Origin of the sequence: Lentzea miocenica, assembly GCF_033949945.1 — a bacterium.
GTDB classification, from domain to species: domain Bacteria; phylum Actinomycetota; class Actinomycetes; order Mycobacteriales; family Pseudonocardiaceae; genus Lentzea; species Lentzea miocenica.
This window is the reverse complement of the sequence record NZ_JAXAVW010000037.1, coordinates 68000-83145: the sequence shown is the minus strand read 5'-3', so window position 1 is coordinate 83145 and position 15146 is coordinate 68000. Positions and strand designations below refer to the sequence as shown.

The following is a 15146-nucleotide window of genomic DNA, read 5'->3' as shown; positions in this document are numbered from 1 at the left end:
GTCGTCAAGGCGCCCTGCCAGAAATCGATGCGCTTCGACGAATTCGATGCGTCGAATCGTCGAACAACGCGGGGACAATTCACTCGCGGCACTTCTTGCCGGTGTTCACGCAGTTGACCAGGCGGTTCATGATCTGCTGCGACATCACGTTCGCGAAGTCGTCGTGGTCGGAGAACGGGTTGTGCTTCTCCTCCGGGAAGGAGTCGACCGCGTACTTGCCCCGCTGCTGGATGTCGCGGGGGATGTTGTAGGTCAGCGAGATCCGCAGCTGCGGAACAGCCTTGAAGCCCTTCTGGCACCTGCCGTTGGCATCCGGGAACAGGATGTGCTCACGGTGCTTCGCGGAGTCGATGTTCTTGCCGTCCCAGCAGCTCGGGAAGTCGTGGATGCGCTTGACCTTCGAGCCCTGCGGGCAGACCGGGTACTTGTTGATCAGCACCTTGTCCTCGAAACCGGTGCAGGTCCACGAGTCCTTGGCGTTCTTCGTGCCGTTGGTCGACACCTTGGCGTCGCCGTAGAGCACGCGCAGGAACTTCGGCATCGCGACGACCTTGCCGACCGGCGAACCGCGGAACGTGAGCTCGGCGACCTCCGGGCGCTGGATGTCGCCGTCGTTGCCGGGAAGTTCGTTCTCGCCGCCACCCTCGCCGCCTGCGAGCTTGCACGGTGCCAGCTGCTCGAGCCCCTGCGGACGCTGCGCGTTGCGGCCGATCGCGATGGCGATGCGGTCGATGGTCGCGACCCGTTTGTCCTTCAACGGCCCCACGATGGCGTTCTGGTTGAAGTTGGGATCGCGCGGGTTCTCGTTCTTCGCCAGCCGCTTGTTCGCCTCGTCGATCTGCGTCTTCAGCAACGCCAGGTTGCGGTCGACCTCCGCCTTCGCCTGGCTCGGCACGGCCGGCAGCTTGCCCGCGACGTCCGGGCAGCTCACGACCTTGGCCTCGGCCTCCTCGTCGTCGTCATCGATGCGGACGACCGGCCAGAAGTAAGCCGACTTGTCACCGTTCTTGCACGTCGTGCCGGCCGCTTCCAGCGACTTGTTGTTCGAGTTGGCGTCGGTCGACAGGTTGCCGACGTAGTCGTGCAGGTGCTGGGCACCGTTGAGGACACCGGGCTGCGCGATGAAGTTGTCCGGGTTGAAGTGCCCGTTCTCGTTGCGGCCGCAGTCGACCGTGAACGTGCCGGTGGTCGCGCCGTTCTCCGGTCTGGGTTTCTTGACGTTGGGCTTGACCTTCGTGATGTCGACGAAGGAGCTCTTGTCCGCCCCGTCCGCCAGAGCGGAATCGCCGCTGCTCGTGGTCGCCACGGCGAGCGCGCCCACCGCGACCAGGCCGAGCACACCCGCCGCCACCTTCAGCGCGAGGGGCTGTCCTTTGTAGAGGCTCATACCCGGGGTACGGACAGGAGACCGGAACGGATCATTTCGACGACGTTCGACTCGAATGATCGTCGAACGCGGGGTTCGGCAGTACGATGAAAACGAAGATCATTTTCTTCTTCGCCGCATCAGACAACCCTGCCGTCTGGAGACCATTGTGCGGAAACGTTCCCTGACCCTGGTCGCACTCGCCGTCCTGCCGTTCCTCACCGGCACTGGTCCGGCGGTAGCCGCCGAACCCGGCTGCTCCCCCGCCACCGAGGTGTCCGCCAGTGCCGCGCCCGTCAAGGTCTGGCTCGCCGGCGACTCGACGATGGCCGATCCCCGGTCCAGTTGCCCGGTGGGCTGGGGCAGCCAGTTCGATCCGCTGTTCACCACCGATGTCACCGTGGTGAACAACGCGGTGGCGGGCAGGAGCGTCCAGACGTGGCTCTACGAATCCAACGTGAAGAGCACCAAAGACTCCGCGGGCGAATGCGTGGTGAGTCCCCGGACGTTCCACCAGCGCTGGCAGAACATGCTCGACCCGGCCACCGGCATGAAGGCCGGCGACTACCTGATGATCCAGTTCGGGATCAACGACGGTGACCCCAACTGCCCCCGCCACGTGGGTTCCGGCCGGTATCAGGAACTCCTCACCATGATGGCCAAGGCGGCCAGGGATCGCGGCGTCACCCCGATCTTCCTGACGCCGGTCTCGGCGATCAGGTGCAGCGGCAACTCGGCCGTCGGCACCCGCGGTTTCCTCACCGAGACGGCCAACGCGGGCCGGGCCGGCGGAGCGACCGTCATCGATCTGCACAAGCTGAGCTACACGCTCTACAACACGCTCAAGTTGTGCCCCAACGACGGTGACTACACCAAGGGTCCGGTCGGCGCCTTCTTCTGCAACGACCACACCCACTTCGAGGCGGCCGGAGCGAGGCAGATCGCCGGTGTCGTCGCCAAGGCCCTGCGCGACCAGCGGATTCCCCTCTCCAGCTACCTCAAGTGAGGTGACGTGCAACGCTCTCACCGGACGTGCTCGACGGTGAGAGCGTTGCCGGCACCGGGAATCGGGTCACCGGACGGAAACTGGACCTGCCACCCGGACGGCGACGACTCGACCTCGACGTCGAAACGGTTGCCGCGACGGCGGGTGCGGAACGTCGAACCGGCCACCTCGGTCGTGATCGAGGCGCCGTCGTCGAGCTGGTGGATCCGCAACGTGACGCCGTCGGCGTAGTCGTAGTCCGGGCGGTCGTCGACGGCACCGAGCGGGAGGACGGTGTTCGGCCGCACCAGCAACGGCACGGTGAGGAAGTCGCACGTCATCGTTGTCCACCGGCCGCCTCGCACCTCGGCGCCGCTGAAGTAGTCGGTCCACACACCGTCCGGCACGTAGAACGACACCTCGCCGCTGTCGGAGAACACCGGCGCCACCAGGAGGCCGTCACCGAGCATGTACTGCCGTTCGAGGTGCGTGCACGCCGGATCGTCCGGGAATTCCAGCGCCATCGCCCGCATCATCGGTGTGCCCTCGGTGGCCGCCTGCAGCGCGGCGTGGTGCAGGTACGGCATCAACCGCGCCTTGAGCTTGGCGAACACCCGCAGCACGTCGACGGCCTCCTCGTCGAACAGCCACGGCACGCGGTACGACGAGCTGCCGTGCAGGCGGCTGTGCGACGACAACAGGCCGAACGCGATCCACCGCTTGAACAACGCCGGACCGGGGGTGCCCTCGAAGCCACCGATGTCGTGACTCCAGAAGCCGAAACCGGACAACCCCAGGGAAAGCCCGCCGCGCAGACTCTCGGCCATGGCCTCGTAGGTCGACTCGCAGTCACCGCCCCAGTGCACCGGGAACTGCTGCGATCCCGCCGTGGCCGCACGGGCGAACACCACCGCGTCACCGTCGCCGCGGCGTTTGCGCAGCACATCGAAAACGGTCTTGTTGTAGAGATAGGCGTAGTAGTTGTGCATCCGCTGGGGTTCGGAGCCGTCGAAGTACTCGACGTCGGTCGGGATGCGTTCGCCGAAGTCGGTCTTGAAGCAGTCCACGCCCTGATCGAGCAGTGCGTCCAATTTGGACGCATACCACTCACGCGCGGCCGGGTTGCTGAAGTCCACCAGCGCCATCCCCGGTTGCCAGAGGTCCCACTGCCACACGTCACCGTTGGGCCGCTTGAGCAGGTAGTCACCCTCGACGCCTTCGGCGAACAGCGGAGATCGTTGTCCCACATAGGGATTGATCCAGACCGAGATCCTGAGGTCGCGCGCTCTGAGCCGGTCGAGCATGCCCACCGGATCCGGGAACGTGCGCGGATCCCACTCGAAGTCGCACCAGTTGTACTCGCGCATCCAGAAGCAGTCGAAGTGGAACACGCTCAACGGCAGATCGCGCTCGATCATGCCGTCGATGAAGCCGGACACCGTCTGCTCGTCGTACGACGTGGTGAAGGAGGTGGACAGCCACAGGCCGAACGACCACGTCGGCGGCATCGCCGGGCGGCCGGTCAGCAACGTGTACTTGCGCAGGATCTCCTTGGGGCTCGGGCCGTAGATCACGAAGTACTCCAGCGACTGCCCTTCGACGCTGAACTGCACGCACGACACCTTTTCCGACGCCACCTCGAACGAGACGTGGCCGGGATGGTTGACGAACACGCCATAACCCGCGTTGGTCAGGTAGAACGGCACGTTCTTGTACGCCTGCTCGCTGCTCGTGCCGCCGTCCGCGTTCCAGATGTCGACCACCTGACCATTGCGCACCAACGGCCCGAAACGCTCGCCGAGCCCGTACACCACGTCGCCGACGCCGAGGTCGAGCCGGTCGCGGACGTAGTGCTGACCGTCCAGCGTCATGAACCCCATGCCCTTGGCCGGGCTGGCGGTCAGCACCTCGTCGCCTGCGACGAACTCGACTTTCCAGTCACGCCCGATCCTCACCTCCAGCGCGCCGGACGTGAGGCTCTCGCCGGTGAGGTGGACGTCCGTGTCGCCGGTGGCCAAAGCGAACTCCGGCCGCCTGCGCCGTTCGCCCTCGAAGTGCGTCAGGCTCACGCCGATCACGTCCGGCATCGGCGAGGAGAACCGGACCGTCGCCACCGGTCCCTGCAACAGGTCGCCGCGATGGCGGATCGGGCGCGTCGGCGCGTGGACCACGAGCTCCCCCGCCGACTGGGTGATGTCGTAGACCTCGACCGGATGCGCCGCCCGCACACCATCGCGCAGCAGCCAGTACCCGTTGCTGAACTTCATTCGACCGCTTTCGCCGTTCGAATTCGAATCGAACCGTTTCGACACGCTTTCCCGCGGCAAACGTTAGCGATAACGTGCCTGGTGAGGAAGCCCCGCCGATTCCCGCATTCCCTTACCGGACGGAGATTTCCCATGCTTTCCACCAGGTGGCGGCTGGGCGCGGTCGTGGCCGTGTCCGCGCTGCTCGGCGGTGTTCCCGCGGCGGCCGAAACCCGGATTCTCGCCTGCGGTGACCGCTCGTTCAACGCCGAGGCCGTGCTGAGCGGCAGCACGTGGACCGCCCGCAACGGCGCCCGGACCGTCTACACCGGCGGCGACATGCGGTCCGCCGTGCAGGCCGCGGTCGGCAGCCTCACCGCGGGACGCACGTCGAAGCAATGGGTTCTGGTGCGCGGCAGCGGTTCGATCAGCGCGGGTTCGCGCATCTCGTTGCCCAGCTACACCGGCATCGACGTCTGCGGCACGATCAACGTGACCGGCACCGGTTCCGGCGACCAGGCCCCGATCTACTCCAGGGGCACCCGCGACGTCGAGGTGCGCTACCTCACCGTCACCGGCCGCCCGCTGTACGGGATCTTCATGCGCAACGTCGACAACCTCGTCCTCGGCCAGATCGACATGCGCCTGTCCGGCGGCCTCGGCGTGCGCGTCGACAACCGCGGCAACACCAGCGTGCGCAGCCGGAACATCAGGATCGACAACGTCTTCGTCTCCGGCGCGAGCAGCCACGCCGTCGAAACGTACGGCGTCGACACCATCACCATCGGCACCGTGACAGCCCGCAACGTCGGCGAGTCCGGCCTGCTGCTCAACGACACCATCAACGCCACCGTGGGCACCGTCGACGCCGAGAACGCCGGCGCGGGCACCGGTTACGCGGCCTTCCGCACGGCGAACCGCAACGGCCGCATCGGCTCCAGCTACCCGGCCAACATCCGCGTCGGCACCGTACGGGCCCGCGGTGGCGGCCGTGGTGTCTTCTGCGTGTCGGAGAGCGGCGGGCTGACCATCGACCGGATCGACCTCGCGAACACCGGCAACAACGCCGTCCTGATCGAGAACTGCTACAACGTGAACCTCGCGGCGCAGAGCGGCACGGTCAGCGGCGGCGGGGAGATCCGGCTGGCCGCGCGCTCCGAGTTCCCGAACAACAGCGACATCACCGTCCAGAACCTGACGGTGACCAACTCGTCGGTGCGCGAAAGTCCTTGTGGCACCAACACGACGTTCCGCAACCTCACGCTGAACAACAGCACGTCGAACGTCTGCCCGTAACGGTCACTCGACCGAGCACTGAGCCCCGTTGAACGAGAACGCTCCGGGCGCAGAGTTCGCACCGCGTGAGTTGCCGTTGAAGCCGATCTGCACCGAACCGCCCGGTGCGATCTGCGGGTTGTAGTCGGCGTTCACCGCGGTGACCGTCGCGCCGGACTGCCGCGGCGAGGCGTTCCACATCTCCCTGATGGACTCACCGTTGGCGAAGGTCCAGCGCAGCGACCAGCCGTTCGCCGTCTTCGTGCCGGTGTTGCGCACGGTCACGCTGGCCTGGAAGCCGCCCTGCCACTGGCCGATGATCCGGTAGGCGACGGCACACGGCTTGGCGGGCGGCGGAGTGGTCGTCGGCGCCGGAGGAGGAGGCGGTGGCGCGGCGGGAGGCGTGGTGGTCGTGGCCGCCGGAGGCGGAGCGGGCTTCGACTTCTCGGAGCCGTCGCAGGGCGGTCCCCACAGTCCCCGCTTGGCCGCGGCCGCCTCGGACTGGGCGTTGATCAGCGGGCCGCCGTCGACACCTTCCGGCCGCAGCGCGCCCTGTTGCACGGCCAGCACCGCGTAGTCCGTGCCGTCCTCCAGCTCCAGGGTGATCTCGCCGGGCGCGAGGCCGGTGAACCGGACGGAGCTGGCCAGCAGGGTCTTCCTGGCGAACGCCAGTGCGGCCTCGGCCCAGCAGGGCGCGGGCGCGGCCAGCGACGTGACGCGGACCTTCGAGCCGTCGGCGAGTTCGATCGTGCGGCCGTCGATCACGTCTCGCACGACGGTGATCACGTTCTGTGGTGGCACCACCTCGTTGATGAGCGTGGGTGGTTTGGGCGGGGTGCGGGAGGACGGTGACGGCGCGACCGGATCAGCCGTGCAGGCTCCGCTGAGCAGAACCAACATCACCAGCAAGTGCTTGCGTGCCACCGTCACTCCCGACTACCTGACCGACAAAGCTGACCAACGTTGGTTCGCACCGGAAGTCGCGTGGTACAAACCGATTCTGGCACCGTCCTCACGCGACTCGCCGACCACGTCGAGCAGCGATCCGGTGACGGCGTTGACGAACGTCCAGCTGCCGTCCCCGGTGGACGACAGGACCCACCTGGCGGCAGGACTGTCGTTGGAGATCAACGTCGCGTTACCGTCCACAGCCGCGATTCGCTGCCCGGTGGCGGTGTTGACCACGGAGAACTCGACGTCGTTGCCGTACCCGCCCGTCTTCCGCTCAAGCCGCCACACCTGGTCCCGCGCACCGGTGTCCGTCGTGCGCTGGACTAGCGTGGTGCCGGACGGAGCGAGGGACTTGCCGCTCTGCGCGCCGGTGAGCCGGTAGGCGCCGTTCAGGGCAGCCGACCGGTCGAGACCGCTGACACCCGACACGTCGAACGTCACGACCGACCGCGCGGGCACGCTGAGCGTTGCCTTGCGGTCCTTCACGCGCACCGCGGCGCCCTTGACCAGCGCGCCGAACATGTCCGTCACGATCGGCCGGACCGATGCGTTCGGCCGCACCGACCCGAACGCCGAGAGGTCCAGCGTCACGGACCGCGGCTGCTCGGACTGGTTCAGGTGCACCACGGTCTTCAGCTCGGTGTTGCGCACCGCCGCCACGTCGGTCCTGGTGTTGACCTTGATCATCCGGTCGCCCGGTTTGACGTAGTGGGTGAAGTTCCGCAGCGTGTGGAACTTGCTGTTGACCCGCGCGGGGCACGTCGCGAGCGTGTCCTGCGGGCCGCAGTTGAACGGGATCTGGACGACGCCCCAGTTCATGCCGTTCGGCGTCTCACCGCCGGGCTTCATGTTGTCGTAGTCCTCGATCGCCTGCCACAGCAGCCAGGCGCGCGGTTCCAGCTCGCGCACGTCGTCGATCACGCGCGCGGCGATGCCCAGCCCTGAGTCCATGGCGGTGAAGCTCTGCCCGGTCCCCCACGAGCCGTCTACCTCGCTCATCCACAACGGCTTGTCCGCGGCCTTCGCGATGTCACGGGCGGACGTGCGGCGGTCCTGGCCGTAGGTGTGCACGTTCAACTGGCCGACCTGCGACCGCACGGCGGCCGGGTAGCCGGCCCAGTCGTCGGCGAAGATGCCGGGGTTGGTCTCGTCCGGCGCGGAGACGACGGCCTTCAACCGCTTGGCGCGCAACGCGTCCGCCACCGCGGGCACGACCTTCGCCTGCAGCGCCGGGCCGATGTGCGCGCCCTCCTGCCTGCCGCCGGTCGGGTTGCCGTCCGGGCCGAGCTTGGTGCTCCAGTACGGGGTGTTGGGCTCGTTGAACGGGTCGAGCGTCGCGAACTTGATGCCGTGTGCGCGTTCCAGCTCCGCGGTCGCCTGCGTCAGGTACGAGGCGAAGTCCTTGATCCTGTCCTCGCGCAGCTGGTCCGCGGACGCGTCAAAGCCACCCGACACGTACCCGCTGACGGTCTGGAACCACGGCGGCGAGTTGCTGAACGCCTCCCACTTGGTCACCTGCGACTTGATCCGGTCGACCCACCAGCGCTGGCGGGGATCCGCCGCGGCGTCGAAGAACCGGGGATCGCCTGGCTTCCACCAGTCGGTGTCCGTGCGGGTCGTGCCCGCCGGCGCCTTCCACCAACCAGGCACGGCGGCACCCGCGCGAAGGTACTCCGGGACGTCCGGCGCGTTGCCGCCACCGATGTTGTAGCGGGCGATGTTGAGGTTCAGCCCGTCCTCTCCGAACAACAACTCCGCGAGCTGGTTGCGGATCTCGTCCGGGTATCCCCCGGTCGCGTTGGCGAACCACACGAGGCTCGTTCCCCAACCCTGAAAAGGCTCTTGCTGGTAGGTCGGATCCGGCCGCACGGTCACGGATTCCACGGCGGCGGAGGCAGGTGCGCCGCCGAAGACCACTGTGGACAGTGTGAGCGCCGAAGCGACGAGAAAGGCAGGGAATCTGGTCATCGGTTCTCCGTTGAACGGGCGATGTTCACGCTAACAACTACCGAGGACCACCCTGCACGTCAAGGGCCTGCCGAGCGGTGGCGCGTTCCGCTCGGCAGACCCCCTGGGACGTTCACCCCCGAGGAGAGGCGGGCCCTGGACGCTCGAACCCCGAGGAGAGTTACTTGAGCGAACAGGTGGCGAAACGTTCCAGTCCCTGAGGCCGCTCGCCCACGCGGCCGATGGCGATCGCGATCCGGTCGAGCGCGGAGGCCCGCTTGCCGGCCAACGGACCGAGGATCGCGTTCTGCACGAAGTTCGGCCCACCCTGACCGGCCGACGTGCGCAGCCGCTCGTTCGCCTCCGCCTGCTGCTTGCTCAGGTTCGCGAGCTCACGGTCCACTTCGGCCTGAGCCTTGGCCGGCACGTTCTGCAGAACCGGCAACGGGCACTCGATCGTCTTCCCCGACGCCGACGAACCAGTACCGGAACCGGTTCCAGCGGACGAGGAGCGCGAGGTCGTCGCCGGCGCCGCGGACACGGCGGGCGCCTGACCGAGTCCGCAGGTCGCGAACCGTTCCAAACCTTCCGGCTTCTCGGCGACGCGGCCGATCGCGGTCTCGATCCGGTTCAGCGCCGCGACCCGCTTGCTCGCGAGCGGGCCGAGGATCGCGTTCTGCACGAAGTTCGGCCCGCCCTCGCCAGCGGAGGTGCGCAACCGGTTGTTCGCCTCGGCGATCTGCTTGTCCAGATTGGCCAGTTCGCGCTGCACCTCGGCCTGCGCCTGGGCGGGGACCGCGGGGACGACGGGCTGCGGACAGGCGATCGACTGAGTGCTTCCGCTCTCCCCACCTGCGAACGCGGCGACCGCGGTCACGCCGGTCAAAGTGGCCGCGACGGCGATTCCGGCAACGAGCACCCTCTTGCGCCGTTCTGGTTTTGCATGTGCTCTCGACATGTTCGAACCCTCACGAATCGGTGGACGTCATTTGCCGGCATACCGGGATACGGACCGGGACCGTACGGGGTTCAACTACTTGTGAGCGTTCACAGTCGGTGGCATGCTGGCCGTCTCGTCACGCAGACCCGCACCTGCGCAGAATTCGGGGAAATCACCATGCCATCGGGGCACAGAGTCGTGGACGAACAACTTCGCTTGAGAGTCCAGGGCGTCAATCTCAAGATCGCCGCGACGCACCGCGGCGGCACGGACGAACCGATCGTCTTCATGCACGGTTTCGGGACCAGCAAGGAGGACTACACCGACATCACGCAGCGGCACGAGTTCACCGGCCGCGCCTTTCTCGCCTACGACGCACCGGGCTGCGGTGCCACGGAGTGCGCCGATCTCGGGGCGATCGACGTGCCGTTCCTGGTCGACACGGCCAGAGCCGTGCTCGACCGGGCCGGTATCGGGCGCTACCACCTGGTCGGGCACTCGCTGGGCGGACTGACCGCGCTGCTGCTCGCGCACCGCGAACCGGGCCGTGTGCTCAGCTTCGTGAACATCAAGGGCACGCTGGCACCCGAGGACTGTGCGCCGACCAGACACGTGTTGTCGAACCAGGAACCGGGTGAGGTGTTCACCCGGTTCATGGACCTCGTCCGAGGTGGGCAGGGCTACTCGAGCGGCCTGTACGCCGCCGGTCTGCCGCACAAGGTCCGCCGCGGCGCCGTGCCGAGCATCTTCAGGTCCGTGGTGGAACTCGCCGACCACGGCGACCTGCTGCCGAAGTTCCTCTCGCTGCCCTGCCCGCGGATGTACCTCTACGGCGAGGAGTGTGCGTCACTGTCCTACCTGCCGCTGCTGGACGCGAACGGGGTCGAGCTCGCCGAGATCCCGCACAGCGGGCACCTCCCGATCTACTCGAACCCCGTCGCGACCTGGAAGCGGATCGCCGAGTTCTACGCGCGCACGGTCAGTCAGCGCATTCCCGCGGCGAGGCGGTGGTAGGCGGAGTTCCAGCGCAGCCGGTCGCCGAACTGATCGGGGGTGGTCGACGAGTCGATCAGCACCAGTTCGGTGGCCGCCATGGTCGCGAAGTCCCGCAACGACTCCGAGCCGACCGACTGGGTCAGCACGGTGTGGTGCGGGCCGCCCGCGGTGAGCCAGCACTCCGCGGACGTCGAGAGCGACGGCGCCGGCCGCCACACCGCGCGAGCGACGGGCAGGTTCGGCAGCGGCTCGTCCGGGCCGACCACCTCGACCTCGTTGGCCACCAACCGGAAGCGGTCGCCGAGATCGGCGAGGCCGATCACCACCGCGGGACCGGCCGCCGCGTCGAACACCAGCCGCACCGGGTCCTCCCGGTCGCCGATGCCGAGCGGGTGGATCTCGCACGACGGCAGGCCGTCCGCGATCGTCGGGCACACCTCGAGCATGTGCGCGCCCAGCACCTTCGGCACGCCCGGCCCGAAGTGGTAGGTGTAGTCCTCCATGAACGAGGTGCCGCGACCCGTTCCCGCGCCCATCACCTTCACCGCGGCCAGCAACGCCGAGGTCTTCCAGTCGCCCTCGCCGCCGAAGCCGTAGCCGTCGGCCATCAGCCGCTGCACCGCGATTCCCGGGAGCTGCCGCAGTCCGCCCAGGTCCTGGAAGTTCGTGGTGAACGCGCCGAACCCGCCCTCGTCCAAAAAGGACCGCAGGCCGATCTCGATGCGGGCCGCGTACCGCAGCGACGCGTGCCGTTCTCCCCCGCGCGCGAGCTCCGGGGCAAGCCGGTAGGCCTCGGCGTAGTCGGCGACGAGCAGGTCGATGTCCTCGTCCGGCACCGCGTCCACCACGGCGACGAGATCGTTGACGCCGTAGGTGTTGACCGAGACGCCGAACCGCAGCTCGGCCTCGACCTTGTCGCCCTCGGTCACCGCGACGTCGCGCATGTTGTCGCCGAACCGCGCGAGCTTCAACGTGCGCAGGTGCGCAAGACCTGCGGCGGCGCGGGCCCAGCCGTCGATCCGGCCGGCCAGCTCCGGGTCGCTGGCGTGCCCGGCCACCGTCTTGCGGGCCACGCCGATGCGCGTCTGGACGTAGGCGAACTCGCGGTCCCCGTGCGCGGCCTGGTTGAGGTTCATGAAGTCCATGTCGATCGTGGACCACGGCAGTGCCTCGTTGAGCTGCGTGTGCAGGTGCAGCAACGGCTTGCGCAGCAGATCGAGGCCGGTGATCCACATCTTCGCCGGCGAGAACGTGTGCATCCACGCGATCACGCCGACGCAGGACGGGTCGTTGTTGGCGTGCTGCATGGCGGAACGGATCGCGGAGGCGTCGGTGAGCACCGGCTTCCACACGATCTCCGCGCTGATCCGCCCGGACTCGCCGAGCATCCGCTGGATCTGCTGGGACTGCGCCGCCACCTGGTCGAGCGTCTCCTGGCCGTAGAGGTGCTGGCTGCCGGTGAGGAACCAGATCTGCGGCTTGCCCGCGAACGACATGTGCTCTCCTCGTGGGCTCACTGCCCGTAGACGTTCTGGTAGCGCTCGTAAAGACGGTCGACGTGCTGCTGTTCGATCACTTCGGCCTTGCCCAGCTGGAGTGCGAAGTGGACGGTTCGCGCCACGTCCTCCAGCATCACCGCGGCCTTCACCGCGGACCGTGCCGTCGGGCCGATCGTGAACGGGCCGTGGTTGCGCATGAGCACCGCCCGGGACCTGCTGGCCTTGAGCGTCTCCACGATGCCCTGGCCGATCGAGTCGTCGCCGATCAACGCGAACGGGCCGATCGGGATGTCGCCGCCGAACTCGTCCGCGATCATCGTCAGGACGCACGGGATCGGCTCACCGCGCGCCGCCCACGCTGTGGCGTAAGGGGAATGCGTGTGCACGACCCCGTTCACCTCGGGCATGTGCCGGTACACGTACGCGTGCGCCGCGGTGTCCGAGGAAGGGGCGAGCTCGCCTTCGACGAGATTGCCGTGCAGGTCGGTCACGACCATCGCATCGGGCCCGAGCTCGTCATAGGACACACCGGACGGTTTGATGACCATCAGGTCGTGGCCGGGCACCCGTGCGGAGACGTTGCCCGCGGTCCAGATCACCAACTCGTAGCGGGTCAGCTCGCGGTGCAGGTCGGCGACCGTCTGGCGCAGCTCTGCCGTGGCGGACATCAGTTCAGCTTCCCTTCCAGCGCCTCACGGCGGAACCTGCGCAACCGGCGCATGACATCGTTGCCACCGCGTCCGAAGTGGTCGTGCAGCTCCTGGTACTCGAGGAACAACGCTTCGTAGGCGTCGACGTTCTCCGGAATCGGCGTGAAGACGTGACGCTGCACCGATCCCATGGCCGCGGCCGCCTCGCGGATGTCCGCGAACGCACCCGCGGCGACCGCGGCGTGCATCGCCGAGCCGAGCGCCGGTCCCTGCTCGGACCCGATGACCGACAGCGGCAGATCCGTGACGTCGGAGTAGATCTGCATCAGCAGCTTGTTCTTGATCAGGCCGCCCGCGATCACCAGCTCGGTCACTGGGACACCGGCGTCGGTGAACGCGTCCACGATCACCCGCGTGCCGAACGCGGTGGCCTCCAGCAGCGCCCGGTAGACGTCCTCCGCCTTCGTGGCCAGCGTTTGCCCGAGGACCACACCGGACAGCTCGTGGTCGACGAGCACGGACCTGTTGCCGCTGTGCCAGTCGAGCGCGATCAGCCCGTGCTCGCCCACCGCCTGTTCGTTCGCGAGCTCGGTGAGCAGCTCGTGCACGGTGATCCCGCGTTCGCTCGCCTGCTCGTGATAGGCGGGCGGCACCTGGTTCTTCACGAACCACCCGAAGATGTCACCGACACCGCTCTGCCCGGCCTCATAACCCCAGAAGCCCGGCACGATCCCGCCGTCGACGACGCCACACATGCCCGGCACCTCGCGCAGCACGTCGCCGCTCATGACGTGACAGGTGGAGGTGCCCATGATCGCGACCATCTGCCCAGGCTCCACGGCCTGCGCGGCGGGGGCGGTGACGTGCGCGTCGACGTTGCCGACGCTCACCGCGATCCCCTGCGGCAGACCGGTCCAGGCCGCGGCTTCCGCGGTCAGGCTGCCGGCCTTGTCACCGAGAGCGGACAACGGGTGATCGAGCTTGTCCGCGACGAACTTCGCGAACGCCGGGTTGAGCGCGGCGAGGAAGTCCTCGCTCGGATACTCGCCGTCCTGGAGGATTCCCTTGTAACCGGCGGTGCACGCGTTGCGGGTGTACTCACCGGTGAGCTGCCAGACGATCCAGTCGGCGGCCTCGACCCACCGGGCCATCGCCTCGTAGACCTCGGGCGCCTCTTCCAGGACCTGCAGGCCCTTGGCGAACTCCCACTCCGAGGAGATCAGCCCGCCGTACCGCGGCAGCCACGATTCCTTCCGTTGCCGCGCAAGCTCGTTGATGCGATCGGCCTGCGGCTGGGCAGCGTGGTGGCGCCAGAGCTTGATGTAGGCGTGCGGGTTGTCCGCGAACTCGGGCAGCTCGCACAACGGCGTCCCGTCCGCGGTCACCGGCACCATGGTGCAGGCGGTGAAGTCGGTGCCGATCCCGATGACCAGCTCCGGCGCGACCCCGGCCGCCTCGACGGCCTGCGGGACGGCGGTCCGCAGCACGTCGACGTAGTCGGACGGCACCTGCAACGCCCACTCGGGCGGCAGCGCCCTGCCCGACCCGGGCAAAGCGCGGTCCACCACACCATGGCCGTAGTCGTGCACAGCGGTGCCGAGCTCAGCGCCGTCGCGGACGCGGACCACCACCGCGCGCCCGGACAACGTACCGAAGTCGACGCCCACCACACAGGCGTCGGGATGGATCGTCTCGTCAGTCACGAGATGAGTGTTATCGCTAACATTCTGCGCGTCAAGATGCGGGCCGAACGTCGCGAAACCCGTGATGAACCACGGAATGCGCAGGAGAGTGAACGCACGACAAAGCCCCCGGTCAGCTGATCCCGGCCCCTGCCCGGGCGAGCGACGTCAGAACGATCGCCGGCCACGTGCTGAAGTGCCATGACCGGCATATCGCCGCTCGGGGCCGCGGTGTCACGCCCCGCCGCCCGGCGTACCCGGATGCGCTGCCACAGGTCCCGTGAGCAGCAGGACCGCGCCGTCCGGAATTTCGCCCTGCGGCACGGTGATCCTGGCACCGCACGCATCGCCGCCGACCCGGCCTGCGCCGTCGCACGCACGCCAGCCAGGCCCTGCGGTCAGGTCAGCGGTGCCGCGTGCTCGGGCCGCACCAGCACGCCACCCGTCGCCGTACGCCGGCACCGCGCTCCAGCAGCACCGGCACGCCCAACCCCACCGCATCGCCGCCGGCCTGGCCCGCGAGGTCACGCGCTCGCCGACCCTCGGCCGGCCCGGCGGCGCAGCACGCGCCAGCAGCACCGCACGTCACACCCAACCCCGCCGACAACC

General features: G+C 68.1%; 12 protein-coding genes. 3 read left to right on the top strand and 9 right to left on the bottom strand.

Translation table 11 applies throughout. The features are described 5' to 3' along the window. Nucleotides 1-79: 79 nt before the first annotated feature. Nucleotides 80-1387, bottom strand: coding sequence for a DUF1996 domain-containing protein (locus SK803_RS36350; RefSeq protein WP_319970727.1), 1308 nt, complete (start codon nt 1385-1387; stop codon nt 80-82). A 148-nt stretch (nt 1388-1535) separates the two neighbouring features. Here SK803_RS36350 and SK803_RS36345 point away from each other — a divergent pair, with 148 nt between their 5' ends. Next, nucleotides 1536-2372: an SGNH/GDSL hydrolase family protein gene (locus SK803_RS36345; RefSeq protein ID WP_319970726.1), complete on the top strand. Its 837-nt coding sequence runs from the start codon at nt 1536-1538 to the stop codon at nt 2370-2372. A gap of 17 nt (nt 2373-2389) precedes the next feature. Here the strand turns inward: SK803_RS36345 and yicI are convergent, their stop codons facing one another. After that, entirely contained in the window at nt 2390-4618 is a 2229-nt protein-coding gene (yicI, locus tag SK803_RS36340; protein ID WP_319970725.1) for an alpha-xylosidase, read from the bottom strand. Nucleotides 4619-4750: 132 nt separating this feature from the next. Between yicI and SK803_RS36335 the strand changes: the two genes are divergently transcribed. Further along, the gene (locus SK803_RS36335; protein WP_319970724.1) at nt 4751-5893 is read left to right on the top strand and encodes a hypothetical protein; all 1143 of its coding nucleotides are present in this window, start codon (nt 4751-4753) and stop codon (nt 5891-5893) included. 3 nt (nt 5894-5896) lie between these two features. On the opposite strand, the gene SK803_RS36330 is transcribed toward SK803_RS36335, so the two are convergent. The 3 genes from SK803_RS36330 to SK803_RS36320 form a co-directional block, all read right to left on the bottom strand. After that, complete coding sequence (locus SK803_RS36330; protein ID WP_319970723.1) at nt 5897-6796, bottom strand: cellulose binding domain-containing protein; 900 nt, start codon at nt 6794-6796, stop codon at nt 5897-5899. Nucleotides 6797-6808: 12 nt separating this feature from the next. After that, the gene (locus tag SK803_RS36325; RefSeq protein ID WP_319970722.1) at nt 6809-8791 is read right to left on the bottom strand and encodes an RICIN domain-containing protein; all 1983 of its coding nucleotides are present in this window, start codon (nt 8789-8791) and stop codon (nt 6809-6811) included. Between the two features lie 160 nt (nt 8792-8951). Then, on the bottom strand, nt 8952-9728 hold the full coding sequence (locus SK803_RS36320; RefSeq protein ID WP_319970721.1) for a hypothetical protein: 777 nt from the start codon (nt 9726-9728) through the stop codon (nt 8952-8954). A 180-nt stretch (nt 9729-9908) separates the two neighbouring features. Here SK803_RS36320 and SK803_RS36315 point away from each other — a divergent pair, with 180 nt between their 5' ends. Continuing rightward, nucleotides 9909-10724, top strand: coding sequence for an alpha/beta fold hydrolase (locus SK803_RS36315; protein ID WP_319970720.1), 816 nt, complete (start codon nt 9909-9911; stop codon nt 10722-10724). Here the strand turns inward: SK803_RS36315 and araA are convergent. The 4 genes from araA to SK803_RS36295 form a co-directional block, all read right to left on the bottom strand. Further along, nucleotides 10694-12202 carry an L-arabinose isomerase gene (araA, locus tag SK803_RS36310; RefSeq protein WP_319970719.1) on the bottom strand — a complete coding sequence of 503 codons (1509 nt, stop codon included), beginning with the start codon at nt 12200-12202 and terminating at the stop codon, nt 10694-10696. The two genes, SK803_RS36315 and araA, sit on opposite strands and share 31 nt — an antisense overlap. Nucleotides 12203-12219: 17 nt before the next feature. Then, nucleotides 12220-12873 carry an L-ribulose-5-phosphate 4-epimerase gene (locus SK803_RS36305; RefSeq protein ID WP_319970718.1) on the bottom strand — a complete coding sequence of 218 codons (654 nt, stop codon included), beginning with the start codon at nt 12871-12873 and terminating at the stop codon, nt 12220-12222. Then, complete coding sequence (gene araB, locus SK803_RS36300; protein WP_319970717.1) at nt 12873-14558, bottom strand: ribulokinase; 1686 nt, start codon at nt 14556-14558, stop codon at nt 12873-12875. Before araB ends, SK803_RS36305 begins: the two co-directional genes overlap by 1 nt. Nucleotides 14559-14771: 213 nt before the next feature. Then, nucleotides 14772-15116 carry a hypothetical protein gene (locus tag SK803_RS36295; protein ID WP_319970716.1) on the bottom strand — a complete coding sequence of 115 codons (345 nt, stop codon included), beginning with the start codon at nt 15114-15116 and terminating at the stop codon, nt 14772-14774. Nucleotides 15117-15146: the final 30 nt, after the last annotated feature.

What these genes read in the sequence shown, in the direction of transcription:
- SK803_RS36335 (WP_319970724.1), top strand. Translation starts at nt 4,751, where the DNA reads ATGCTTTCCACCAGGTGGCGGCTGGGCGCGGTCGTGGCCGTGTCCGCG.
- SK803_RS36350 (WP_319970727.1), bottom strand. Translation starts at nt 1,387, where the DNA reads ATGAGCCTCTACAAAGGACAGCCCCTCGCGCTGAAGGTGGCGGCGGGT.
- SK803_RS36320 (WP_319970721.1), bottom strand. Translation starts at nt 9,728, where the DNA reads ATGTCGAGAGCACATGCAAAACCAGAACGGCGCAAGAGGGTGCTCGTT.
- SK803_RS36305 (WP_319970718.1), bottom strand. Translation starts at nt 12,873, where the DNA reads ATGTCCGCCACGGCAGAGCTGCGCCAGACGGTCGCCGACCTGCACCGC.
- araA (WP_319970719.1), bottom strand. Translation starts at nt 12,202, where the DNA reads ATGTCGTTCGCGGGCAAGCCGCAGATCTGGTTCCTCACCGGCAGCCAG.
- yicI (WP_319970725.1), bottom strand. Translation starts at nt 4,618, where the DNA reads ATGAAGTTCAGCAACGGGTACTGGCTGCTGCGCGATGGTGTGCGGGCG.
- SK803_RS36325 (WP_319970722.1), bottom strand. Translation starts at nt 8,791, where the DNA reads ATGACCAGATTCCCTGCCTTTCTCGTCGCTTCGGCGCTCACACTGTCC.